This window comes from Dyella terrae (assembly GCF_022394535.1).
GTDB lineage: Bacteria > Pseudomonadota > Gammaproteobacteria > Xanthomonadales > Rhodanobacteraceae > Dyella.
The window spans coordinates 4,640,532-4,663,579 of sequence record NZ_CP089414.1; the positions used below are offsets into that span (position 1 = coordinate 4,640,532).

The following is a 23,048-nucleotide window of genomic DNA, read 5'->3' on the forward strand; positions in this document are numbered from 1 at the left end:
AAATGGATCTCGGGTAGCCGGACACCGCGTGCGGCATCCGGGGAGGACGACGGTGGCAACACCGGTGGGTCGGGGCCCGCACCCGCGCCCGTGCAAGCGCCCGCGCCGGCACCTGCACAGACGCAAGCACCAGCACCAGCACCAGCACCAGCACCAGCACCATCTCCCGCGCCTGCTCCTGCGCCACCTGCTCCGCCACCGTCGAATGTGCGCACGCTCATGACCGAGCGGATGCTGCAACAGAACCCGACGCCACCGGATACGGATGCGCTGAATCCGTCGATTGTGCAGGCAGTGCAACTGAGCAATGCGGAAACGGCAGGCTATGCCGCGTCACAGATCGCGCTAGGCCCGGACATGATGATCAGTCAGGCATCGGGTCTCGTCGCGCAAGCGGCAGCGAGTTATTTCGACGGCGTGAGCAAGCTGGTGCTGGCGAGTCAGGGCGTGTTGCTCAAGCAAATGACTCAGGCATTGGCGGAACAGAAATTGGTAGAGGCCGGCGAAGACGCGCTAGGCATCGTCGCTACGGATTTGTTGATGGCCGCGGCGGCAGCGGTTGCGGCGGCAGCCGGTGCGATGGAGGCAGAGTCAGCGAGTTTCGCCATCGACCGCATCGATCAGAGCATCGCCAAGTACAGCAGCATGCTCGCTGCACGCAAAGCGCCACCCACGCAGTAAGGAACCGGTACCTGGTGCCACCTGACATCGCGAGGAACTTCCATGGCTTACTTCAAATTATCGTCGCCGGTCCCGGTGCACGACTACCCTTACGACTTTCATAGTCATCTGACCGGCATTCTTCCCGTTCGGGGAAAGGACGAACCGTCGCTCGTTCGTTGGTTGTCCGGTTCAGACGGCGATGCTGGTGAGGTGGCGCTGTTCCAACAGGCCTTGTCGTACATGCTTGCGGCCAATCCGTTCGACTACCTCACGCGGCGGGCCGACCGGACAAGCTACGAGCGTGGCGAATGTGCGGCGGAGAATATCTACATAGCGTGCGTACTGATCGCGCAACGGATGCGCCCCTACGAAAGCGTGGCAGAGTTGCCGGTGACCGACCCGCGGTTGTATCGCGCCGCGCAGGAATCGGTGCGGGCCGCCATGCTGAGCCCTGGCGAGGATCGCACGTGGGTGGCTGCGCTGGCGCGCTACTTCAACGGCAAGATCTATTCGAGCAACAAGTTCACACCGTTCGACGATGCCTACAAGATGCGGTCGGTGCTGACTGACCAGGTGAACGATGCGGAGAAGAAGCCGGACGGCGTGAAGTTCGGTAAGAAATACGAGGACTTCATTGTCGGCACGCTGAAGTACCTCAAGGGGAAGGGGATCAAGCACATCCAGATTCCCGCTGGCGCAGGTGACATCGATATCCTCGACGCCAAAGTGGAGAAGTTCAACGACGACGAGAACACGCAATACCGCGTGCTCGTGCATACGCCATCCGCCTACATGAGTGCGAGCAGTCTTGCTGCTGACTTGGCGAACATCCTCAAGAAGCTCACGGACGATAAACTGAAGTGCACCATCGGCATTGATCTGCTTGGGGTGGAAAACCGTGTCGCTAACTACGATGCCTTGTTCGACTTTCTGCGCAAGCAGAAAGGGGTGCTGACTGAGGCGCTCAAGAGCAAACATTCGAAATCCATCGTCGTGCATATCCATAACGGCGAAGGTGCGAGCTCGGCAGCCGATCATCGTTCCATGATCGGGTACTATTTGGCGTACGGTGACCCTGCGCCCGACGCCGATTTCTACAAGGCACTGGCTTGCTATATCGGCCGTTGTGCCCAGTCCGCCACGGAGCGCCGCGCCACCGAGAGCGCGGGAACGCGCGGCGCACCTGGTTACGGTGTGGGTATCTTCTCGCGCCTTTTCGACGAGCTGTTCCTGAGCAGCTCGTTGACGCACCGGGGATGCCAATTGCGGCGTTTCGATATCAACGGCGAACGCAGCCGCGAATTGGCAGCCTACAACGCGAAGCGCAGCGTGATGGCCCTGAGCGAAATGTTCGACTCGCCTGTCGAAAAGGGCGGCAACCAGACTTGGTATGCGCTGCTCGCGGGCGATGGGTCGCCGTACACCTTCCGCCTTGGCCACGATTACTACTATCGGAACTTCGTGGCCGCGAAGTACCCCGTTCTCGCGTTCGATACCAATCTCGGGAGCAACGCCATCACAGGCGCGGCAGCCTTGTTCAAGTCAGCGGAGTCGTACCGCATCAACAAGGGCTTCAGGCATCTGGACGGCTACATTGATACCGATGTGCTCGCGGCGGTATCCGCCTCCATTACCTATATGTCCAGCGATTCATTGAACCAAGAGCAGATCAACTACTACGTGGACCTGAGCAAGAAGCTCGGTGATATGAAGGATGTGTTGGCGGATGTCCAGGTCGCGGAGACGATCAAGGGCTTCCTGAAGGTTGCCTTGGGGCCGCTGGGGTATTTCGTCGCCGATTATCACTACGTCAACTTTGCGAAGCTCGTGGTCAGCGTTGTTGGGGAGTCGACGGAACCGTCCGTTCGGTATCAGGCGCTGGCGCGCGTGAACTCCATTTTCCTGAACTGGCGCTCGTATCTGTTAGGGGCCGATGGCCAGGGCGTTGAGCACAGCGATATCCAGGACGAGTTTGTGCGCATGGTGATCTTGATTGCCTACAACCTGCTTCCAGTGGGCCAGACGGTATTGGCGTCGGACACGGTGCTGACCCTGCAGCGGGTGATCCTTTCGATGGCCGATGCCTATTGGCTGCAAACCATCGGGTCGCTCGCCGGCGAGCGTGCGTGGGGCAAGCGCAACATCGAGGCGCTGGAGGGCTATCAGGCGCCGTCATCGGTGGTGAGCCTGCGACGTGGCAAGCAAGATCCGGGTCAGGCCGCATAGCGGAGGGCATGCCATGACAACAGCATCCGGCGACGAGATCGTCGATGACTTCTACCAGCGAGGGATGGGCGAGCTGACCAGCGCGCGCAGGGAAGCGTCTTCGCCAGCGCCTTCCTCGCCACCCAGGCAACGAGCATTGTTGGCGTTGCCGCACAAGTCGACGGTCACTCCTGACGATCCAGGCAAGCGGCCAAAGCGCTCTCGCGAGCAGCGCCTGGTGCTGGCGCTGGCCCGTCTGCTCGCCGCCCGCATGCGTTGAACGCCATGGCTGGAGACCTCCCCATGATCGACATCGACCAGGACAAGCTCGAGGGTTTGCGTGAGCTGATCAAGTTGTTGCTCGCGCTGACAAAGGCGGAGCGGCCACGTGCGATCTATCCCTATCCGCCGTTTGCGCCGCCACAGCCCGTGTCGCCGGTGCCCCCTCCACCAGGAACCAGCGAAGGCGGCATGAATCTGGTGCGTGCCGCGGAGATTGTGGAGCGTGGTGGCGCGCATGCGCTGGACGCGATTCGCAAAGGTACCGAGGAGGCCCGCAAAGCACTGCTTCGACTGGCGGAACAGCGCGATCTTGAGCAGCAGGCGGTGGAGCAGGTCGTTGAATCGTTGACGACGCTGAAAGCCTTGCAGCACCGACATCGGCATCAGGGCGAAGGCGACACACCGCAAGCGTCGCCACAAGCGAACGAACACGCCGCGGGTACGACACCGCAGCACGCGCAGAAAGCGGGCGGAAAGCGCAAACGTTGATTCACGCTGGCCCGCCGGGATCGTTTCACTTTCATGTACGGGAGCACCGTACCTAACCAGAGGAGCAACGACATGCCTATCCCCATTCCTGTCAACTCGCAGATCACCGATGCGGTCACTCAGTCCAACGTGAAGGTGATTGCCGAAGGCCCTGCCATGGCCATGGGTTCGATCTTTCAGACCATGGCGCATTCCACCAGTGTGCTGTACGAGAACGCGGTGACATCGGCACAGCAGCAGAACACGCTGTCGCAGGCCTCGGCCAACCAGGGCGTGATGCAGATCTACAGCCTGGATACCACCGCGACGGCGGCGGCCACGGAGAAGGTGGCGCAGGGCGGCGTGGCGGACAACCTCACCAGCCTGCTGTCGGTGATGAACGCCTTCAGCAATCAGTGACACCGACGCGCACAGCGTGCGCTGTGCGTTCTTGCATTTCTTTCGCGGCTTAGCCGCTTCATTGAATGGAGTTGAGTCATGACTGTGAATAGCCAGATCACCGATGCCGTTACCCAGACCAACGTAAAGGTCGTCGCAGAAGCGCCGGCCATGGCCATGGGGTCGATCTACCAGACGATGGCCCACTCGACGGGCATCCTGTTCGAGAACGCCGTGGCGCAGCAGCAACAGCAGAACACGCTGTCGCAGGCAGCGGCCAACCAGGGTGTGATGCAGATTTACAGCCTGGATACCACGGCAACCGCCGCCGCCAGCGAGAAGGTGGCGCAGGGTGGTGTGGCAGACAACCTGACCAGCCTGCTGAGCGTTCTGAACTCTTTCCGTAGCGGCTGAAGCGATCGGGCCGGCGGGACCGGACGGGAGCGCCTGTCCGGCCCGCCGAGGCGGGCGTGACGATCACGTTCCCGTTATCCGATGGCAGGCAGGTTACGAGGCAGCAGAACAAGATCCCGGGTTCCGTGGGGGCGGAAGGCGATTTCCGCGGGCAGCCGGGCGTGAATAGTTGTTATCCGGGCCGGTGCAGCCTGCATCGTGGACGATGCGCCGCACCTGCCATCAGGGGGCATTAGGCATGCAACTGGCTACGCGGCACGCGTCGCGTACGGCTGTGCGCAGCAGCCGTTCGACAGTCTTGGATGTGGATAGTCGCCGCGCGTTGCTCGCGCGGTCCGAGTTGTTTGCGGGCCTTCCTGCCCCGGTGCTGGATGAGTTGGCGGGACGTTCGAATGCGCGTTATATGGACAGCGGCGAGCTGGTGTTTCGTAAGAACGATTCGGCTGACTTCGCCGCGTTAGTAGTGGAAGGCGTGGTCTACGCCATTCTGTATGGCCCGGATGGACGCGAACTGATCGTGGACATGGCGGGCTCCGGGCAGGCCATTGGTGAGGCCGCGCTGCTTGGCGCAAGCTGTCATCACTTCACGGCGGTCGCGGCGGGCATGGTGACCGTGCTGCTGCTCAGGCGCGTGCATCTGGCTGGGTTGCTGACCGAGCCGCAGTTTCTGCATCGCGTGATGCTTCTGCTTGCCGGGCGGGTAAGCCGCACGGCGAAGGCGTTGGAGACAATGTGTCTGTACAGCCTGGAATCGCGGCTGGCGCGCTATCTGCTGGACGCGACGGAACGAAGCGGGCGCGAACGTGGTGTGGCTCAGATCGAGCTGCCACCCACGCAAGGCATCCTGGCCTCCATGCTCAATGCGAGCCGACCCAAGTTGAACGCGCTGCTGCAGGGCTGGCAACGTGCGGGGTTAATCAGTCGCGAGCGGAACGTGCTTTACGTGCACGATTTCGAACAGCTGCGACTCAAGGCCTGCGCGCCGGAGCGACGGCTCTAGATCTCCATCAGATCACGGCCGACGATGATGCGGCCCTTGAAGTGTGGTGCAACGGCGTCACGCCATACTTCCTCTGGCACCGGTGGATTTCCTCCCGGCACGAAGTGATTGAGCACCAGCGTTTTCACACCGGCCTCGGTGGCGATGCGCCCCGACTTGTTCGGTCGTGGTATGGCTGGCCAGCAGGTGCTCGCGCAGCCGGGTGGCGTTTGGCTCGGTGGCGATGAGTTTGTCGAGCGCAGGGAGGTACATCACCTCGTGCACCAGAATATCGGCGCCGCGTGCGAGCGCCACGAGGTTTTCCGACGGTCGGGTGTCGCCCGAGAACACGATGCTGCGGTCGGGACAGTCAAAGCGGTAGGCGAAGGCCGGTTCCACGGGCGGATGCTGCACGAGCGCGGCGGTGACCTTTACCCGCGCATCCTGCATGACCAGCCCTGGGCCGGTGAGTTCGTGTGGCCGGATAAGTGGTGCCAGCGGTGGGCGGCCTTCGTCGGCAACGCGGGTGCGGATGTCGTAGTCGTTCATGGCGAGGAACAACCGTGTCATCTCGGTCAGCGGCGGCGGTCCCCATGTGTCCACTGGCGTATGCAGTGGGCCTGACCATGCCAGCCACAGCAGGTTGCCGTAGTCCGCGTTGTGGTCGGAGTGCTGATGGGTGATGAAGAGATGGCGGATCGACCCGAGGTTTAGCCCTGCCTTCACCATTTGGTGCGCTACGCCATTGCCGCAATCGATCACATAGGTCACCCCGTCCACCACGATGGCGCTGGCAGGGGCGGCGCGGTCCGCCTTAGGCGTGGGGCCGCCAGCCGTGCCGAGCAGGATCAGACGGGAGCGGGGCGATGTATCCGCACGGACGCGCCATGGTGATAGCGCACCCGCCGCGATGGCGAGCCCGGTGGCCTGCAACAGGCGTCGGCGCGAGAAGCGGAGTGTGGGAGGTGGCGACATGACGATGTGGTTAGCCATCGGGAGAGGCCAGTATGTCAGCCTGGCGTCGCACGTTCACTCGTCAACGCGTGGCGCAGGCCGGTGGCCTGCGCCGTATAACGAAGCCGGGATTCAGCGATAACCGTTGATGGTGTCGCGCAGCTCGATGGCGGCCTTTCGTGCCGCCTGGGCGAAATCTTCGCCGTTGCTGGCGTAGAGGATGGCGCGCGAGGAGCTGATCATCAGGCCGGTGCCGTTCGCTGTGCGGCCATGCTTGAGCACGGCCTCCACATCGCCACCCTGTGCGCCGATGCCGGGCACCAGCAACGGCATATCGCCGACGAGAGAACGCACCTTGCCCAGTTCCTCCGGCCATGTGGCACCGGTCACCAGGGCGCAGTTGCCGTTGGCGTTCCAGTCGCGTGCGATGGTTTCGGCAACGCGCAGGTACAGCGGCAGGCCGCCACAGTCAAGCGCCTGGAAGTCCGCACCACCCGGATTGGACGTGCGGCACAGCAGGATCACGCCCTTGTCGGCGCGCTCCAGAAACGGCTGTGCGGAGTCGCGGCCCATGTAGGGGTTCAATGTCACCGCGTCGGCCTTGAAGCGATCAAATGCCTCGGTGACGTAGTGCTGTGCCGTGCTGCCAATGTCGCCGCGCTTGGCGTCGAGGATGACCGGCACGTTGGGATGCTTGTCGTGGATGTGCGCGATCAGGCGCTCCAGTGCATCTTCCGCACGCAGCGCGGCGAAGTGCGCGATCTGCGGCTTGTAAGTGCAGACGACATCGGCCGTGGCGTCGACGATGTCGCGACAGAATTCGAACACGGCATCTGGCCGGCCCTTGAGGTGCGCGGGGAACTTTGCCGGTTCCGGATCGAGGCCAACGCAGACGAGGGAGTTGTGGTTAGCCCAGGCCTGTTGCAGGGATGGCATGAAGTGCATCGATTTTCTCCAGGGCTTACGCGACGGGGGAAAGGTCCAGCCATCGCTGTAGTGCGGTCACGATTTCTTTGGACTGTCGAGATTCTGCGCGCATCGTGGGCGTCTTGTGTCCCAACAGCACCACCGGATCACCGTGTGGGTAGGTCAGGCTGATCGCTTGAATGGACCACAAGGGGCCAACGGGCCCACCACGTGGCGCGAACACCTTTACGTCCAGGCCGGCAGGGCGCTTCAGTGGAAATGCCCTGGAGCGATGACGTCCCGACGCGATGTAATCCACGATGGTGACGCTGTCGCTTGTCCTGCACAGACGAATCGTTCGCCGGACGATGCCGTCGAAAAACACGAAAGGCATGAGCAGCGCCAGGGCAAACAACAACGCCGCAACGAACACCGCGACGCTGGCGCCTGCGCTCAGGTTTACCCCGGCATCATGCCGGTGAACTACCAGCCAAATGAGTGCGATGGGCACCAGCCCACCGATCACCAGGCTGCATAACCACATAAATGCCGCAGCGACATAATTTCTGCCGTCCATAGTCAGCTCCTGCGCGGTGCAGGAGCTGACCCGGTAGCCCAGCAGATGCATCGAAGTATGCTTTACGCGAGCTTCTTGTACTTCACGCGGTGCGGCTTGGCAGCCTCATCGCCGAGACGACGCTTCTTGTCGGCTTCGTACTCGTTGTAGTTGCCGGGGAAGAACTCCACGTGCGAGTCGCCTTCGAACGCGATGATGTGCGTGGCGATGCGGTCGAGGAACCAGCGGTCATGCGAAATGACCACGGCGCAGCCCGGGAACTCGAGCAGCGCGTCTTCCAGTGCACGCAGGGTTTCCACGTCCAGGTCGTTCGACGGTTCGTCGAGCAGCAGCACGTTGCCGCCCTGCAGCAGGGTCTTGGCCATGTGCAGGCGACCGCGCTCACCACCAGACAGCTGGCCAACGATCTTCTGCTGGTCGGTGCCCTTGAAGTTGAAGCGACCGATGTACGCGCGCGACTGGATCTCGAAGTTGCCGATGGTGAGGATGTCCGAACCACCGGAGACTTCCTGCCACACGTTGTTCTTCGGATCGAGCGCATCACGCGACTGGTCGACGTAGGCGAGCTTGACCGTGTGGCCGAGCTTCACTTCGCCGGAATCCGCCTGCTCCTTGCCCATGATCATCTTCATGAACGTGGATTTGCCGGCGCCGTTCGGGCCGATCACGCCGACGATGGCGCCCGGCGGGATCTTGAACGACAGGTCTTCGATCAGCACGCGGTCGCCGAAGGACTTGTTGACGTTCTTGAACTCGATCACTTCCTGGCCCAGGCGCTCGCCCGGCGGAATGAAGATTTCATTGGTTTCGTTGCGGCGCTGGTACTCGACCGAGTTCAGCTCCTCGAAGCGGTTAAGACGCGCCTTGCCCTTGGACTGACGGCCCTTGGCCGCTGAGCGCACCCACTCCAGTTCCTTTTCGATCGCCCTCTGACGCGACTTTTCCTGTGAGGCTTCCTGCTTGAGGCGGGCGTCCTTCTGCTCCAGCCACTCGGTGTAGTTGCCCTTCCACGGAATACCGCGGCCGCGATCGAGCTCGAGAATCCACTCGGCCGCGTTGTCGAGGAAGTAGCGGTCATGGGTGACGGCCACGACGGTGCCCGGGTAGTTCTGCAGGAACTGCTCCAGCCAATCCACCGACTCGGCGTCCAAGTGGTTGGTCGGTTCGTCGAGCAGCAGCATGTCCGGCTTGGACAGCAGCAGGCGGCACAGTGCCACGCGGCGCTTCTCACCACCGGACAGCGGGCCGATCTTGGCGTCCCACGCCGGCAGGCGCAGCGCGTCAGCGGCCACTTCGAGCTGGCGCTCCAGCGCGTGCGCGTCGTTCACCGCCAGGATGTTTTCCAGCTCCTGCTGTTCCTTGGCGAGCTTGTCGAAGTCCGCGCCTTCTTCGCCGTAGGCGGCATAGACCTCTTCCAGACGCTTCTGGGCGTCAAGGATGACGGAGACGCCTTCTTCCACGGCCTCACGCACGGTCTTCTCGGGATCGAGCTCCGGCTCCTGCGCGAGATAGCCAACCTTGATGCCCGGCTGCGGACGGGCTTCACCCTGGAAGTCCTTGTCGACGCCGGCCATGATGCGCAGCACCGTGGACTTACCCGCGCCGTTCACGCCCAGCAGGCCGATCTTGGCGCCGGGGAAGAAGCTCAGCGAGATGTCCTTGATGATGTGGCGCTTCGGGGGAACGATCTTGCTGACCCCGTTCATGGTGTAGATGTACTGCATGGAACCTCCGGCGGCGTGCAGAGCGCCAGCTGAAGGGCAGGCGGTGCGATTCAGAGTGGGTGTAAACCACTCATTATAGCGGCCTTAGAGCCTGTTCACGATCTCCGCGTAGCCCGCGTTGCTCTTGAGTGGCCCCCCAGGCGGGAGTGCGTGGCGCCGGGCCTGCCTGGTGGCAGGTCAAGCCGCGCGCTCCCGCCTGGGGGCCACTCAAGAGCAACCCTTCCTCGCTCCTCAGAGCGGCGCCATCCATGGCGCCTCCCCGCGTGCGGGCCGGGTCTGTTTGCCCACAGGCCGGCGTCATCACTCGGTCGTGTACGGACGTACACTCCTTCGTTCTTCCTTGTCCTGCGCGCAAACAGCTCCCGGCGCGGGCCACGCGGAGATCGTGAACAGGCTCTTAGGGTCGCTCCGGTGACGTGTGCCCCGGTACGGCGGCCGATCTGCCCGCCTTTCGCCACCCCGTGCCCGGGGAACCGCAGCCGCTACCGGCAGGCTGGTGTTTTCCCGGGAGAAAGCCCTCATGGCAAGGAGCACCGCGCTGGCGCCGCAGGGCTGGCTGCAGGTGGCAGCCACGCTGGATGAAGCGGCGGCGGTATGGGCCGCAGGCCACGGCCGCTGGGCGGTAGCCGCGCACGAATTGGTCTGCTTTGGCGTGAAACAGGCGCGCGCCTGCCTGTTTGGTGGGTGCCTGCTGGCGCTGCTGCTGGCCACCTGGGCTTGGTACCCCACGGGCGCATGGCTGGCCCGTTACGACTTTCTGGTGTTGGCGGCGTTGGCCTTGCAGGTGGTACTGGTGGCGTCAGGCCTGGAAACGCGCGATGAGGCCAAGGTCATCCTGTGTTTCCACGCGGTCGGCACGGCGATGGAAGTGTTCAAGACAGCGATGGGCTCGTGGGTCTACCCCGAGGCTTCGCTATTACGCATCGGTGGCGTGCCGCTGTTTACCGGTTTTATGTATGGCGCGATAGGCAGCTACATCGCGCGGGCCTGGCGGTTGTTCGCGTTCCGCTTTGTCCGGCATCCGCCGTTCATTGCCACGGTATGGCTCGCGGTGGCGATCTACGTGAACTTCTTCACGCATCACTTTCTGGCCGATCTACGTTGGCTCTTGTTCGCTGCGCTGGTGGTGTTGTTCGGGCGAACGTGGATCCTGTTTCGCATTCGGCACGCGTATCGGCGCATGCCGCTGCTGTTGGGATTCGTGCTGGTGGCCTCGTTTATCTGGATAGCGGAGAACCTCGGCACGTTCGCGGCGGCATGGCGCTACCCGACGCAACGTCACGGCTGGGAGTGGGTGCCACTCGGCAAACTGGGCGCGTGGTTGCTGCTGATGGTGATCAGTTACGTGCTGGTGTCCGCCGTGGCGCGTCGGCGGCGCCGTCCTTAGGGCTTGGCTGTGTCGAACAAGGCGCTGACTGTGCGCGTATGCAGCGACGCGGCATCGAAGCCGTCCGGCAGCATGCCGGCGATCTCCAGCATCACCGCGCCGTGCAGCGCGGCCCAGATCTGGTGACCAAGGATGGCCGGATCGGCTGCGACGGTGCCTTCGGCGATCATCACTTCCACGTGGGCCGAAATGGTGCGCCACATGCGTTCGTGGGCTTGGCGATACGCGGGATCGTCCCGCTGGGTTTCCGGGTACTCGAACATCAGCCGGTACGTGGCCGTGTTCTCGCGGGCGAAAGCGATATAGGCATCGCGCACGGCGCGGCTGCGCGTGCGGCCATCGCCGGGCGAATCGAGCGCGCGTTCCAGCGCTTCGGAAAAGCGGTTCAGGCCGCGCGCTCGCACGGCCGTAATGATGTCTTCCTTGTTGTCGAAGTAGCGGTAGGGCGTCATGGTGCCCACGCCCAACTCACCGGCTAGGCGCCGCATGGTGACGGCGCCGGGGCCTTCTTCCACGTACAGCCTTGCTGCCGCCTCGCACAGACGTTCACGGAAGGATTCGGTTTCCTGTTCGCTCAGTGCGCGGGGCACGTCAGTGGTCCTTCACGTCCAGCGTCTTGCGGAAGAAGGTCAGCGCATCGTCGTTGATCTGCTTGTGCACCTTGACGCGGTCCACGCCCGGCGGGTCGATGCACAGCTCGTTGATCTCCTTGGTCAGCACCGGTGCGCACGGGGTAAGAAACACCCAGTGATCGGCCTTCGGCACTTCCTTCACACCGGCCAGCGTGTGGATCAACGGCTGGATATGGCGCGCGTTGGCTTCTGGTCGCAGCACGTGATCATTCTGGCCGTAGTACAGGTAGATCGGCGCGCTGACCGTGTCGAAGCTGTGCGTATCGAAGATCAGGCTAAGCGGCGCCATCGCAAAGGCGGCCTTCACGCGCGGATCGGCGGTATCGCCGTAGCGATTCAACTGGCTTTGCCTCTGCTGCATCAGCTGGCGCAGGGTCAGGCCGGACTTCGTCGCCTCGGTCTGGAACTCGGCCAGTTTGCCGCAGACGTTGTCGTCTTTCGGGTAGCGGTCGCAGAAGTCCACGAAGCGGGTGAAGTCAGGTTTGGCACCGACAACCATCAGGCTGGTGTAACCGCCGGCGGAGAAACCCGCCACACCGATGCGCGCCGGATCGATCAGGGGTTTCCAGCGTGGATCGGCCAGCAGGGTCGAGATGGTCGACTTCACTTGTACCGGTCGGCCAGCCAGCACTTCGATATGGCCGACGCCGCTGGTGTCTTCGAAGTCATCCTTTGGATGGTTGAGCGTGGCCACGATAAAGCCGTGGCTGGCCAGGAAGGTCGCCAGATCATGGTGACCCAGGCGCGAACCGCCGTTGCCATGCGAAATCACTACCAGCGGTTTGGCACCCGGAATGGCAGGCGCATCCGGGATGGCGGCGACGTTGTACGGACCCATGGCCGTGGGGCCATGCATGGGCTGTGCTGACGGGTAGAACACGTACCCATCGGTGGGTTTACCACTGACCGGGTCATTGATCTGGATAGGGGCGATGCCCACACCCGTGACACTGGAGGCCAGGGCGGCCAGTGGCAGAAACAGGGTGAGGATCAGGGCAAACCGATAGAGCGCGAACAAGGACAACGGGCGCGCCTTGGCGCGCGGCGGCATGGTGGGCATGGCGAAAGTCCGGTGGCTTAGGTTGCGTGCAACGTACGGTACATTGTACGAAATGGCGCCGCAAGTACGCCCGAGGTGGCCGCAATAGCACATGACGGCTACAATTTCGCGTTCTAACCCTGCAACCACCCCAACGAGGTCAGGATGTTCCCGAAGCACGAGACGATCGCCGGTTACGACAATGAACTGGCACAGGCTATGGCCGACGAAGCCCGCCGTCAGGAGGATCACGTCGAGCTGATCGCTTCGGAGAACTACGCCAGCCCCCGCGTGATGGAAGCCCAGGGCAGCGTGCTCACCAACAAGTACGCCGAAGGTTATCCGGGCAAGCGCTATTACGGCGGCTGCGAGTTTGTGGACGTGGCCGAGAAGCTTGCCATCGATCGCCTCAAGCAGCTGTTCGGCGCTACCTATGCCAACGTGCAGCCGCATTCGGGTTCGCAGGCTAACCAGGCCGTGTACCTGGCGCTGCTCAACCCGGGCGACACCATCCTCGGCATGAGTCTGGCCCACGGCGGCCACCTCACCCACGGCGCCAAGGTCAATGTGTCCGGCAAGCTGTTCAACGCCGTGCAGTACGGCGTGAACGAGCAGGGCCTGGTGGACTACGACGAAGTCGAGCGTCTCGCCGTCGAGCACAAGCCGAAGATGATCGTCGCCGGCTTCAGCGCCTACTCGCAGGTGATGGACTGGGCGCGTTTCCGCGCTATCGCTGACAAGATCGGCGCTTACCTGTTCGTGGATATGGCGCACGTCGCCGGCCTGATCGCCGCAGGCGTGTACCCGAACCCGGTGCCGCACGCGCACGTTGTCACCTCCACCACGCACAAGACCCTGCGCGGCCCGCGAGGTGGTTTCATCGTGGCAAAGGACGCCGGCGAAGAGATCGAGAAGAAGCTGCAGTCCATCGTGTTCCCCGGTATCCAGGGTGGACCGCTGATGCACGTCATCGCCGCCAAGGCAGTGGCCTTCAAGGAAGCGCTGGAGCCGGAGTTCAAGACCTACCAGGCACAGGTGGTCAAGAACGCCAAGGCCATGGCCAAGACCTTCATCGAGCGCGGCTACAAGATCGTCTCCGGTGGCACCGAAAACCATTTGATGCTGGTCGACCTGATCGGTCGCGACGTGACCGGCAAGGAAGCGGAAGAGGCGCTGGGCAAGGCGCACATCACCGTCAACAAGAACGCCGTGCCGAACGACCCCCGCAAGCCCTTCGTTACCTCGGGTCTGCGCGTGGGTACGCCAGCCGTCACCACCCGCGGCTACAAGGAAGCGGATGTGGTCGAACTGACCGGTTGGATCTGCGACGTGCTGGATGCGCCGAACGATGACGCTGTCATCGCCAAGGTGCGCGAGAAGGTCACGGCGCAGTGCCATACGTTCCCGGTGTACGGCTGAGGCCGGGAAACAAGCGAAGGGGTTGAGAAGTGAATAAAGGCGTTTTTTCCGTACTCTCACTTCTCATGCCGCGTCGCTAGGCCATGCATTGCCCTTTCTGCCAGCACGAAGACACCCGCGTGATCGACTCACGCCTGACCGAGGACGGCGCCACCGTGCGCCGTCGTCGTGAGTGTCCGAAATGCAATGAGCGCTTCAATACCTTCGAAACCGCTGAACTCAAGCTGCCGACCATCGTAAAGAGTGGTGAGCGGCGCGAGTCGTTCGATGAGCACAAGCTGCGTGTGAGCTTTGAGCGTGCGTTGCAGAAGCGGCCCGTACCGACGCATTCCGTGGACTCCGCTGTGCGCGAGATCATCAATGACCTGCGCCGTTGCGGTGAGCGCGAGGTGCCATCGCGGCAGCTCGGTGAGTTGGTGATGCGCGAGCTGAAGAAGCTCGATCAGGTGGCGTATGTGCGCTTCGCTTCTGTGTATCGGAAGTTTGAGGATGTGCAGGCGTTTCGCGAGGAGATTGAGAAGCTGGAGCGCGATTTGCCTGAGTTGGAGGCGCTGCAGTTGTCGTTGTTGGGGGAGAGTGTGGCGCGGCGCAAGAAGTCCTGAGTTCGCGTTTTTTTCTCTCGCCCTTTTGGGGGGCAGTTTTGCGAAGCCGTTCCGGTAGGGGCGGCTTTTTTGTTGGTGGGTGGCAGGGGGGGGGGATGATCGCGGCGCTTGGCTCTTTCTTCTCCCTCTCCCCTGCGGGGAGAGGGTTGGGGTGAGGGGTGGGTGCTCGCCGCATTGCTCCAACTGAGCCGTCATCTCGGCGCCCCCCACGAAAAGGGGGCAAGGGCCGGGGTCTAGTTTCTGTATCGCTTGGTTGTCGCGTTGCGGCGACCTGGCTCGCCTGCGGCGGGCTTCCGAACTGCTACCGCAGTCCGGGTCACTTTCTCTTGCTTGCCCAAGAGAAAGCAACCGAAGAGAAGGGCACCCCCACTTGGCGCTGGCCGGTGAAGCCGGCCAGTTCGTGAGGGGCGGCCGGGCTTTTCGACAGGGCTTCCTGCCCTGGCGAAAAGGAATCGGCATCCATGCCGATCCCCCCTTCGGGCCTTCTCGTCCACCCCTCACCGCCGCACAGGGGGCCCGAAGGTCAAAAGCGGGAGACGGACGGCTCGTGCAGCGGAGCTGCACATCGCATCGCGGCAGGTCGCGTTGCTTCTGCTCTAGGGCGCAAAGTCAAAGAGGACGGACGATGCCCTTTCGTAGCGAGTTCTCCACCCCAACCCTCTCCCCGGAGGGGAGAGGGAGTAGTGCTGTAGGGCTGCCCAATTCTCGGACACTCACTTCGGGGACCACACCGGCAAAGCGCGAAACACAGAAGGCATGCCCCATACCCATCCCCAAGTGCTGCGAACGCGAAACGCCAACATCCACTGCGACCCTCATCCCCTAAACTGCCACCACCCATCGCCCCAAAGCGCCCAGCAATGTCCCCAACATTCACTGCCACCGACCACGCCCACATGGCCCATGCCCTGCGCCTGGCCGAGCGTGGCCTCTACACCACGCATCCCAATCCTCGCGTTGGCTGCGTAATCGCCCACGGCGAGCAGGTCGTTGGCACGGGGTATCACCAGCGGGCGGGTGAGCCGCATGCCGAGGTCTATGCACTGCGCGAAGCGGGTGAGCAGGCACGTGGGGCGACGGCCTATGTGACGTTGGAACCTTGCGCGCATCACGGCCGCACGCCGCCGTGCGCGGATGCACTCATTGCGGCGGGTGTGGCGCGTGTAGTGATTGCTGCGGAGGATCCGTTTCCGCAGGTCGCAGGTCGAGGCATCGGCAAGCTGCGCGATGCGGGTATCGCGGTGGAAACTGGGCTGATGCGCGATGCAGCGCGTGAACTCAATATCGGCTTTTTCAGCCGTATCGAGCGTGGGCGCCCCTGGGTACGCGTAAAGCTGGCGATGAGTCTGGATGGACGCACCGCGCTCGCCAATGGCGAGTCGAAGTGGATCACTGGCGAAGCGGCACGTGCGGACGTGCAGCGCTGGCGCGCGCGTGCCTCGGCGATCTTTACGGCGTCGGGTACGGTGCTGGCGGACAATCCGCGCCTTACTGTGCGCTTGCCCGAGGGCGAGGCATTTACGCCGCCGTGGCGCGTGGTGCTCGACAATCGCCTGCGTACGCCGTCGGACAGCCATGTGCTTGATGGCACGATGCCAACGCTGGTGCTGCACAACGAACAATACGCACCGGTGGACCCGCGCTTTCAGGCGGTGGAGTTGGCCGTGGTGGCGGAGAAGGGCGGTGCCATGGATCTGCACGCAGTGATGGATGAACTCGCGCGGCGGCATATCAGCGAAGTGCACGTGGAGGCAGGTCCTAATCTGTGCGGTTCCCTGTTCGCGGCAGGGTTGGTGGATGAATTGCTGCTCTACATCGCCCCGGTCCTGCTTGGCGACAACGCGCAACCCTTGCTCGGCCTGCCATCGCTGACGGACATGGCCTCGCGCTGGAAGTTGCGCACCATCGACCGTCGGGTGCTGGGCGACGACCTGCGATTGCAGCTTCGCCCCATCGCCTGAAGGCATTTCCCAACGTCTGGCAGCCTGGATGCAAACCATGACTCCGTCCCATCCGCCGCTTCACGTCCTGAGTGACGCTGAGCGCTCGTTCTTTCGCGAACAGGGTTACCTGGTACGCAAGCTCCTCGACGGCGCGACTGTCGCCCGTTATGTCGCTGCCGTGGATGAGGCGCGGCGCGAAAGTGGCCAGTCACAGCGTATGAGCAATCTGCAGTTTCTGCAGCCGGGCAAGGCGATTCACGGCATCCAGGACATCGTTTGCGACGAGGGTGTCCTCGCCGTATGTCGTGACTTGTTGGGCGAGGGCATCATCGTGGACGGCGCATCGCTGTTCTATGCCGATGCGGGTGTCGACTATCGGCAGGGCTGGCATCGCGATGTGCTGCAGGTGCCGGACGATCAGGTCGACCTGAGCTGGTTCAGCGATGACTACCACTACAACTACGTGCAGATGAACATGCCGCTCACCACGGATGGCTGCCTGTGGATCGTGCCGGGCAGCCATCGTCGGCAGCTCAATGCGCAGGAGCGGGCGATCTTCGGCAACACCGAAAAGATGGCGCCTGTCGATGCGCCGGAGTTATCCGCCGGTCAGCAGATCCTGCTGCAGCCCGGCGAAGCGGTGTTCTATAACAACTACGCCGTGCATCGCGGCTGGGGTGGAGTCCTGAAGGATCGCCGTATCACGATCCATTTGGGCTTCCACTCGACGCAGCACGCACCCACGCTGCATTTCGGTGTGCTCGACCATACCGAGTACAGTCTCGACTACCTCTCGTCGCTACAGCCTTGCGTGCGCGAGGCTCTGCGAGCACATCTGGTCGAACGCGCACGCCACCCTGAAGTGAATGTGTTCCACGCCTATCACCAGCAGTTCCTGAAGCAGGAGTTCAAGACCACATGACGACGGCAGCGATACGCTGGGGCATCATCGGTTGCGGCAATGTCACCGAGGTGAAGAGTGGTCCGGGTTTCAGCAAGACGCCCAACTCCGCGTTGATCGCAGTGATGCGACGCGATGGCGAGAAGGCGCGTGACTACGCCGAACGCCACGGCGTGCCGCGCTGGTACGATGATGCCGCGAAACTCATCGCCGATCCGGACGTCAACGCGGTTTATATCGCCACGCCGCCGTCAACGCACAAGCGCTACGCGCTGATGAGCATCGCGGCAGGCAAGCCGGTCTACGTGGAAAAGCCGATGGCAATGGACCATGCGGAGTGCGAAGCGATCATCCACGCAGGCAAGCAGGCAAACGTGCCGGTTTTCGTCGCTTACTATCGTCGCAGTCTGCCGCGCTTTCAGAAGGTGCGCGAGCTGATCTTCGGCCAGCAGGCCATCGGCAAGCCACGCATCGTCAATACGGTGTTGTACGAACCGCACCATCGGCGTTACCACGATCCGGCGAATCTGCCGTGGCATGTGGTGCCGGAGATTTCCGGTGGAGGCGTATTCATGGACATCGGCTGCCATACACTCGACATCATTGACTGGCTGTTCGGACCTATCGTTGCGGTGGATGGGCAGGCCAGCAATCAGCTCGGTGCATACAGTGTGGAAGACGGCGTCGCGATGTCGTTTGCGTTTGGCAACGGCATGCTGGGCACGGGCATCTGGAACTTCGACAGCTTCAAGCATCACGACCAGATTGAAGTGATCGGGGACAAGGGGCGCATCGCCTTCGCCACTTTTGGTGACGGACCGATCCACGTGGAAACCGCGGATGGCTCGCACGAGTACCGCGTGGCCAATCCGTCGCACATCCAGCAGCCGTTGATCGAAACCATCGTGGCCGAGTTGACCGGGAAGAAGGGCGCGTGCCCTTCCACGGCTGAAAGCGGCGCGCGCACCAGTTGGGTGATGGATCAGGTGCTGCGCCAGTATCGCCAGGAAAGCGGGCAAGCCATCGGCGGGTAACAGTGCCGCGCGCTTCCTGTAGGGAAGCGCGCGGAAGCTGGCGGCAATCGTTACTTCGAGAAATCGATGACGATCTTGCCGAAGTGCTTGCCGGTGGCCATGAGGTCGAAAGCATCACGCAACTGGTCGAAGCCGTAGACGCGATCGATCACCGGTTCGAGGTGGGCAAGTTCGACGGCGGCATTCATGCGTTCGTGCGACTCCAACGGCGCCACGGAAATACCCTGCAGGTGAATGCGCTTGAGCAAGGCCTGGGTGAGGGTGAGCGATGCCTCGTTGCCACCCATGAAGCCCACCAGCCCGATAAAGCCGTGCATCGCCACCGCATCCATCGATTGCCGTAGCGTGGAGGCACCCACCGTTTCGATCACCGCATCCGCGCCGCGTCCGCCGGTAGCTTCGAGTACCTGCGGGCTCCACTGCGGATGCCTGACATAGTTGATACCGACGTCGGCGCCCAGCGCCTTGGCTCGTTCCAGCTTCTCGTCGCTGGAGGACAGTACGATGGCGCGCGCGCCGCGCATCTTCGCGAACTGCAGGGCGAACAGCGACACGCCGCCCGTGCCCAGCACAAGCACCGATTGGCCGCTGGTGACATGCGCCAGTTCCAGCGCATGCCACGCGGTGAGTGCGGCGATGGGCAGCGTCGCGGCCTGTAGGGCATTCAGGTGTGCGGGTGCGTGTGCCAGTGCATAGGCGTCGAAACAGGCTAGGTCGCGCATGACGCCATCATCCGGCCCGCCAGGCTCGGCACCGACCCATTCCGGGCGGATGGCGCCGGCAATCCAGCGCGATTTGTAGACGGTGGTCACCCGATCGCCGGGCTTGAAGCGGGTCACGCCCGCGCCGACGGCGAGCACGGTGCCCGCGCCGTCCGACACCGGGATGATCGGCAGCTTCACGTCGCGATAAAGGCCGCCTTGGGCCATCAGCAGATCGCGGTAATTGAGCGAGGCCGCTTCCAGCTTGACCAGTACTTCGTTGGGAGCAGGTTGGGGTTCCGGCAGGTCGACACGTTGCAGTTGGTCCAATCCGAAAGCGGGGAGGCGATAGGCGCGCATGGCGAGACTCCGTGGGGGAATGGCGCCATCCTCGGGCTCTACGCTTCTGATGATAATCTCTGCATATTGCACATCATTTGTTCGCTCAATGAATAAATCATTCGAACTGACGCCGACCCGGGTGCGCGAGCTGCGCGCCTTTGCGATCTCTGCCCGGCTGCTGAATTTCTCGCAGGCCGCGCGTGAGGCCGGTTGCACACCATCCGTGCTGAGTCGGCGCATTGCCTCGCTGGAAGATGCCGTGGGCACGCGGTTGTTCATGCGCACTACGCGTCGCGTCACGCTGACCGCACGCGGTGAGCAGTTGCTGGCGCATTGCGAACGACTGGAACAGGTGATGACCGACCTGGCCGTGGATCTGCGTCCGCAGGATGGCGAACCGCAGGGGCGTCTGTGCCTGCATTTGCCTCGCACCTACGGGCGCGAGCGTGTTGCGCCGCTGGTAGCGCGTTTCATGGCGCGGCATCCGCAGATACGCATCGACGCCACCTATGACGACACCTACGTCGATCTCGTGGCAGGGAGGGTCGACGCGGCGGTGCGCGTGGGTCGGCTGGCGGACGCCAACGTGGTGGCCCGGCAGGTAGGAACGATGCGCCGCTATCTGTGCGCCTCGCCGGCTTACCTGAAGACGGCACCACCGCTCAATGACCCCGCCGACCTCAAGCATCACCGCTGCCTCGAGTTCAGCGGATTGCGCACTGGTTCGCTGTGGCAACTCCATCAACAACGTCGGCGCCGCTCTGTGCGCATTGATCCCGTCATGCGGTGCAATGACGTCCAGGCCGTGCGCGATGCGCTGCTGGCCGGGGTCGGCGTTGGCATCATGGGCGATTACATGGGTGATCCACTGGTGACGCAGAAGCGCCTGGTCGAGGTGCTGTCGCCGTGGCAGTTGGGCGAGTCTCCGATCCATCTGGTGTGGTTGCCGGGGGCAGACCGTGTGCCCGCGGTGCGCCTGCTGATCGACTATCTGGTGCAGGCCATGAAGCAGCCTTAAGGACGCGGTGTTCACCACCGTGGACAACGGGCGAGGCGGCCCTCGCCGGGGTTGGTGCTAGAATCCCCGGGCCGGTTCGCCGGCAAAACCACAAAACGACGTCTTCAGGGCGGGGCGAAACTCCCCACCGGCGGTAGGTCCAAGAGCTTGCTCAACGTCTTCGCATAATCCGGATTGGGCCTGTGCCTCCGCCAGAAAACGGCGCACGGCTTGGCCTGACAGCCAGTCAGGCGCTGCGCCGCGCACCGTCTCCTGACGAAGGCACAGACCCAATCCGGGTCACGCGAAAACGCTGACCAAGCTCCGGGATGAGCCCGCGAGCGCTTCCAGGTCATCGGAAGGTCAGCAGATCCGGTCCAATGCCGGAGCCGACGGTTGGCAGCCAGTGATGGCTTCCAGATAGTCCGGATGAGAGAAGACGGTACGGTGCTCGCCTTCGCTGGCGTGCGCCTGCCTGACGCCTTGGGGCGTTTTTCGCATGTTTTTCGACGCGGGAAACGTTTCATGTCCAAGCATCGTTGCTACTTTTTTGCCGCCTCCCTTCCGGAGGTGCGCTGATGTTCACCGGCATCATTCAGACCGTGGGCCGCATCGCGCGGCTGGAACCGCGTGGCGGTGACGTACGCCTGTACGTGGATACGGCCGATCTCGATCTTTCCGACGTGCAACTGGGCGACAGTATCGCCGTGTCCGGCGTGTGCCTGACGGCGGTAACGCTGGAGGCGCGCGGATTCAGCGCGGACGTCTCTAACGAAACGCTGTCGCTCACCACGTTGGGCAAGCACAAGGCTGGCGATCCGGTGAATCTGGAAAAGGCGCTGCGCCTTGCTGATCGCCTCGGCGGGCATCTGGTCTCCGGCCACGTGGACGGCGTGGGCAAGGTGGTGTCGATCACGCCGGACGGCCGCTCGCTGCGCTGGGTGTTCGAAGTGCCTGCCGCGCTGTCGCGCTACATCGCAGCCAAGGGTTCCATCTGCATCGACGGCACCAGCCTCACCGTGAACGAGGTGAATGGGCATCGCTTTGGTGTGAACCTTATTCCCCATACGGTGGAACACACAGCGTTCCACGCAAGAAAGGCGGGTGACGCGGTGAACATCGAGGTGGACGTGGTGGCGCGCTATATCGAGCGGCTGATCGCGGGCGGCGAAGCGCCAAAGCTCGATGCGGCGTTCCTCAAGCAGCACGGGTTTGCTTGATGCTCGTCGTCCCCGCGAAGGCGGGGACCCAGTGACTTTCGTACGCATTCAAGGCGCTGGATCCCCGCCTTCGCGGGGATGACGTATACAGGCGGCGCTACCGTAAATCTCTTTTGGACACATCCATGAGCTTCAACACCATCCCCGAAATCCTCGAAGACATCCGCGCCGGCCGCATGGTTGTGATTCTCGACGACGAAGATCGCGAGAACGAAGGCGACCTGATCATGGCCGCGCAGATGGTGCGCCCGGAGGACATCAATTTCATGGTGCGCGAGGCGCGCGGCCTCGTGTGCCTCACGCTTACCGAACAGCGCACGCGCCAGCTGGGCCTCAAGCCCATGGTGGTGGACAACACCTCGCCCTACCAGACCAACTTCACCGTCTCCATCGAAGCGGCCGAAGGCGTGACCACGGGTATTTCGGCGCATGACCGCGCACGCACCATCCAGGTGGCAGTGAAGTCGGATGCGAAGCCGCAGGACCTCTCGCAGCCGGGTCATATTTTCCCGCTCACGGCGCAGCCGGGCGGTGTGCTAACGCGCGCCGGCCATACCGAGGCAGGTTGCGACCTTGCTGCGTTGGCAGGCCTTGAGCCGTCGGCGGTGCTGATCGAGATCCTGCACGAAGACGGTTCGATGGCGCGTCGCCCCGAACTGGAAATTTTCGCGAAGAAGCATGGCCTGAAGATTGGCACCATCGCCGACCTGATCCGCTATCGCCTGGAAACCGAAAAGACGGTGCAGCGCGTGTATGAGGGCGAGGTGGATACGGAGTTCGGCCCGTTCCGCCTGGTGGCCTATCGCGATGCAATCCGCCACGGCCTGCACTTTGCGCTGGTGCGCGGCACGGTGGACGACGGCGAGCCGGTGCTGACGCGCGTGCACGTGCGCAACACCTTGTCCGATGTACTGCATTTGCAGCGCGACGATCTCGGCCTCACCGTGACTTCCGCGCTACGCCGCATTGCGGACGAAGGTCGCGGCGCGCTGTTGGTGCTGTCGGGCGAAGATACGGCCGACGCACTGCTGCGCCGACTCAATCGCGAGCCGGCGGTGCAGGCGCCGGAAGAGGCGCAGCAGCAGGAGTGGCGTCAGTTGGGTTTGGGTGCACAGATCCTCGCGGACCTCGGCATTCGCCAACTGAGCGTGCTGGGCACGCCGCGCAAGATGGTGGGCCTGGGCGGCTTCGGCCTGGAAGTGACCGGGTACGTGTAAACGTCGTGAGTCCTGCAGGAGCGCAGGTTCCGCGCTCCTGCAG

General features: G+C 63.1%; 24 protein-coding genes. 16 read left to right on the top strand and 8 right to left on the bottom strand.

All coding sequences use genetic code 11. The features are described from left to right. Positions 1 to 219 precede the first annotated feature (219 nt). The 7 genes from DYST_RS20380 to DYST_RS20410 all read left to right on the top strand — a co-directional run bounded on the left by DYST_RS20380 (position 220) and on the right by DYST_RS20410 (position 5,431). Positions 220 to 681 carry a hypothetical protein gene (locus tag DYST_RS20380; RefSeq protein WP_233176169.1) on the top strand — a complete coding sequence of 154 codons (462 nt, stop codon included), beginning with the start codon at positions 220 to 222 and terminating at the stop codon, positions 679 to 681. Positions 682 to 723: 42 nt separating this feature from the next. Further along, positions 724 to 2,889: a hypothetical protein gene (locus DYST_RS20385; RefSeq protein WP_239947954.1), complete on the top strand. Its 2,166-nt coding sequence runs from the start codon at positions 724 to 726 to the stop codon at positions 2,887 to 2,889. A 13-nt stretch (positions 2,890 to 2,902) separates the two neighbouring features. Continuing rightward, the gene (locus tag DYST_RS20390; protein WP_239947956.1) at positions 2,903 to 3,148 is read left to right on the top strand and encodes a hypothetical protein; all 246 of its coding nucleotides are present in this window, start codon (positions 2,903 to 2,905) and stop codon (positions 3,146 to 3,148) included. Positions 3,149 to 3,171: 23 nt separating this feature from the next. Then, positions 3,172 to 3,639, top strand: coding sequence for a hypothetical protein (locus DYST_RS20395; protein WP_239947958.1), 468 nt, complete (start codon positions 3,172 to 3,174; stop codon positions 3,637 to 3,639). 72 nt (positions 3,640 to 3,711) lie between these two features. After that, positions 3,712 to 4,038 carry a RebB family R body protein gene (locus DYST_RS20400; protein WP_102300700.1) on the top strand — a complete coding sequence of 109 codons (327 nt, stop codon included), beginning with the start codon at positions 3,712 to 3,714 and terminating at the stop codon, positions 4,036 to 4,038. A 78-nt stretch (positions 4,039 to 4,116) separates the two neighbouring features. Then, entirely contained in the window at positions 4,117 to 4,431 is a 315-nt protein-coding gene (locus DYST_RS20405) for a RebB family R body protein (protein ID WP_102300698.1), read from the top strand. 238 nt (positions 4,432 to 4,669) lie between these two features. Continuing rightward, positions 4,670 to 5,431 (top strand): Crp/Fnr family transcriptional regulator, encoded by a 762-nt coding sequence (locus DYST_RS20410; protein ID WP_158241217.1) that lies wholly within the window; start codon positions 4,670 to 4,672, stop codon positions 5,429 to 5,431. 57 nt (positions 5,432 to 5,488) lie between these two features. Here DYST_RS20410 and DYST_RS20415 read toward each other — a convergent pair whose 3' ends face one another. The 4 genes from DYST_RS20415 to ettA all read right to left on the bottom strand — a co-directional run bounded on the left by DYST_RS20415 (position 5,489) and on the right by ettA (position 9,571). After that, on the bottom strand, positions 5,489 to 6,385 hold the full coding sequence (locus tag DYST_RS20415; RefSeq protein WP_239947960.1) for an MBL fold metallo-hydrolase: 897 nt from the start codon (positions 6,383 to 6,385) through the stop codon (positions 5,489 to 5,491). A 111-nt stretch (positions 6,386 to 6,496) separates the two neighbouring features. Continuing rightward, positions 6,497 to 7,309 (bottom strand): orotidine-5'-phosphate decarboxylase, encoded by an 813-nt coding sequence (gene pyrF / locus DYST_RS20420; RefSeq protein ID WP_102300695.1) that lies wholly within the window; start codon positions 7,307 to 7,309, stop codon positions 6,497 to 6,499. Positions 7,310 to 7,325: 16 nt separating this feature from the next. After that, positions 7,326 to 7,898, bottom strand: coding sequence for a hypothetical protein (locus DYST_RS20425; protein ID WP_239947962.1), 573 nt, complete (start codon positions 7,896 to 7,898; stop codon positions 7,326 to 7,328). An 11-nt stretch (positions 7,899 to 7,909) separates the two neighbouring features. Next, a complete protein-coding gene (gene ettA / locus DYST_RS20430; protein WP_102300692.1) occupies positions 7,910 to 9,571 on the bottom strand; it encodes an energy-dependent translational throttle protein EttA in 1,662 nt (553 codons plus the stop codon). Between the two features lie 520 nt (positions 9,572 to 10,091). Between ettA and DYST_RS20435 the strand changes: the two genes are divergently transcribed. Next, positions 10,092 to 10,958 (top strand): DUF817 domain-containing protein, encoded by an 867-nt coding sequence (locus DYST_RS20435; protein WP_239947964.1) that lies wholly within the window; start codon positions 10,092 to 10,094, stop codon positions 10,956 to 10,958. Here the strand turns inward: DYST_RS20435 and DYST_RS20440 are convergent. After that, entirely contained in the window at positions 10,955 to 11,548 is a 594-nt protein-coding gene (locus DYST_RS20440) for a TetR/AcrR family transcriptional regulator (protein ID WP_239947966.1), read from the bottom strand. The two genes, DYST_RS20435 and DYST_RS20440, sit on opposite strands and share 4 nt — an antisense overlap. A 1-nt stretch (position 11,549) precedes the next feature. Next, positions 11,550 to 12,650 carry an alpha/beta hydrolase family protein gene (locus DYST_RS20445; protein WP_239947968.1) on the bottom strand — a complete coding sequence of 367 codons (1,101 nt, stop codon included), beginning with the start codon at positions 12,648 to 12,650 and terminating at the stop codon, positions 11,550 to 11,552. 144 nt (positions 12,651 to 12,794) lie between these two features. On the opposite strand from DYST_RS20445, the gene glyA reads away from it, so the two are divergent. After that, on the top strand, positions 12,795 to 14,048 hold the full coding sequence (glyA, locus tag DYST_RS20450) for a serine hydroxymethyltransferase (protein WP_239947969.1): 1,254 nt from the start codon (positions 12,795 to 12,797) through the stop codon (positions 14,046 to 14,048). Between the two features lie 83 nt (positions 14,049 to 14,131). Beyond that, positions 14,132 to 14,650: a transcriptional regulator NrdR gene (nrdR, locus tag DYST_RS20455; protein WP_102300685.1), complete on the top strand. Its 519-nt coding sequence runs from the start codon at positions 14,132 to 14,134 to the stop codon at positions 14,648 to 14,650. 316 nt (positions 14,651 to 14,966) lie between these two features. Here the strand turns inward: nrdR and DYST_RS20460 are convergent, their stop codons facing one another. After that, positions 14,967 to 15,113, bottom strand: coding sequence for a hypothetical protein (locus tag DYST_RS20460; protein ID WP_239947971.1), 147 nt, complete (start codon positions 15,111 to 15,113; stop codon positions 14,967 to 14,969). Positions 15,114 to 15,510: 397 nt separating this feature from the next. Here DYST_RS20460 and ribD point away from each other — a divergent pair, with 397 nt between their 5' ends. From ribD to DYST_RS20475, 3 genes are read left to right on the top strand one after another with little or no spacing between them, the layout of a single operon-like run. Beyond that, a complete protein-coding gene (ribD, locus tag DYST_RS20465) occupies positions 15,511 to 16,611 on the top strand; it encodes a bifunctional diaminohydroxyphosphoribosylaminopyrimidine deaminase/5-amino-6-(5-phosphoribosylamino)uracil reductase RibD (RefSeq protein WP_239947973.1) in 1,101 nt (366 codons plus the stop codon). A 37-nt stretch (positions 16,612 to 16,648) separates the two neighbouring features. Continuing rightward, positions 16,649 to 17,515 carry a phytanoyl-CoA dioxygenase family protein gene (locus DYST_RS20470; RefSeq protein WP_239947975.1) on the top strand — a complete coding sequence of 289 codons (867 nt, stop codon included), beginning with the start codon at positions 16,649 to 16,651 and terminating at the stop codon, positions 17,513 to 17,515. Further along, complete coding sequence (locus DYST_RS20475) at positions 17,512 to 18,528, top strand: Gfo/Idh/MocA family protein (protein ID WP_239947977.1); 1,017 nt, start codon at positions 17,512 to 17,514, stop codon at positions 18,526 to 18,528. The genes DYST_RS20470 and DYST_RS20475 overlap by 4 nt, the downstream gene beginning before the upstream one ends. 50 nt (positions 18,529 to 18,578) lie before the next feature. Here the strand turns inward: DYST_RS20475 and DYST_RS20480 are convergent, their stop codons facing one another. Continuing rightward, entirely contained in the window at positions 18,579 to 19,589 is a 1,011-nt protein-coding gene (locus DYST_RS20480; protein ID WP_239947979.1) for a zinc-dependent alcohol dehydrogenase family protein, read from the bottom strand. 88 nt (positions 19,590 to 19,677) lie between these two features. On the opposite strand from DYST_RS20480, the gene DYST_RS20485 reads away from it, so the two are divergent. The 3 genes from DYST_RS20485 to ribBA all read left to right on the top strand — a co-directional run bounded on the left by DYST_RS20485 (position 19,678) and on the right by ribBA (position 23,005). Further along, positions 19,678 to 20,589, top strand: a complete 912-nt coding sequence (locus DYST_RS20485) for a LysR family transcriptional regulator (protein ID WP_239947981.1) — start codon at positions 19,678 to 19,680, stop codon at positions 20,587 to 20,589. 557 nt (positions 20,590 to 21,146) lie between these two features. Then, a complete protein-coding gene (locus tag DYST_RS20490; protein WP_239947983.1) occupies positions 21,147 to 21,788 on the top strand; it encodes a riboflavin synthase in 642 nt (213 codons plus the stop codon). Positions 21,789 to 21,913: 125 nt separating this feature from the next. Next, a complete protein-coding gene (ribBA, locus tag DYST_RS20495) occupies positions 21,914 to 23,005 on the top strand; it encodes a bifunctional 3,4-dihydroxy-2-butanone-4-phosphate synthase/GTP cyclohydrolase II (protein ID WP_239947985.1) in 1,092 nt (363 codons plus the stop codon). Positions 23,006 to 23,048 lie beyond the last annotated feature (43 nt).